This window comes from Propioniciclava sp. MC1683, assembly GCF_014164675.1.
Taxonomy (GTDB): domain Bacteria; phylum Actinomycetota; class Actinomycetes; order Propionibacteriales; family Propionibacteriaceae; genus Propioniciclava.
Genome location: NZ_JACJFX010000115.1, coordinates 1 through 694, shown reverse-complemented (window position 1 = coordinate 694; position 694 = coordinate 1). Strand labels below are relative to the sequence as shown.

The 694-nt window shown below is 63.3% G+C and carries 1 protein-coding gene; it reads left to right on the top strand.

The features are described 5' to 3' along the window. Nucleotides 1-120: 120 nt before the first annotated feature. The gene (locus H5397_RS17495) at nt 121-516 is read left to right on the top strand and encodes a transposase (protein WP_182819027.1); all 396 of its coding nucleotides are present in this window, start codon (nt 121-123) and stop codon (nt 514-516) included. The last annotated feature ends 178 nt before the right edge of the window (nt 517-694 follow it).

Sequence of the window (694 nt, the reverse complement as noted above, 5' to 3'; positions counted from 1 at the left end):
TGTGAGACAGTTGCATCTCGGAAGTGCCCTTCTTGGGGGAGCTACGGAACTCTATACAAGTCCCATTCTCCCTTACCAGAGGGCACTTCCTCGCTTAACGCACCGCTACCAGGCCGGTGGATTCAGGTTAAGACCCGCAAGACCCGGGTGGAGTTCCTCACGTTCTGCCGCTACCTCCGCTCCCTCCACCCAGCCCACGTGCGGATCGCGATCGTCCTGGACAACTTCAGCCCCCACCTGAGCACCAAGACCGATACCCGGGTCGGGGACTGGGCGGCAGCGAACAACGTCGAACTCGCCTACGTGCCCTTCTACGGCTCCTGGCTCAACCGGATCGAGGCCCAGTTCACCGCCCTGCGCTACTTCGCCCTCGACGGCACCGACCACCCCAGCCACCGCGAGCAAGCCAGCATGATCCGCCGCTACATCATCTGGCGCAACAACCACGCCACCGACCCACGACTCCGCAAAGTCATCAAACGAGCCGCAACCATCAAGAGGGCCAAGGTTGCCTGACGCGGTACTAGTCCCATCCAGCAACAACAAGGCTCATGTCTGACGCTACCTCAACCACGGCCTCGTGCCCGCCGGTCACCCCGCCCGATCTGACCGTCTTCGCCCGCCTCGACGTGCTCGGGTTGCGGGTGACCGGCCAGCAGGTGTGGCCCGACAAGGCGATCCTGTTCTGCTCGCT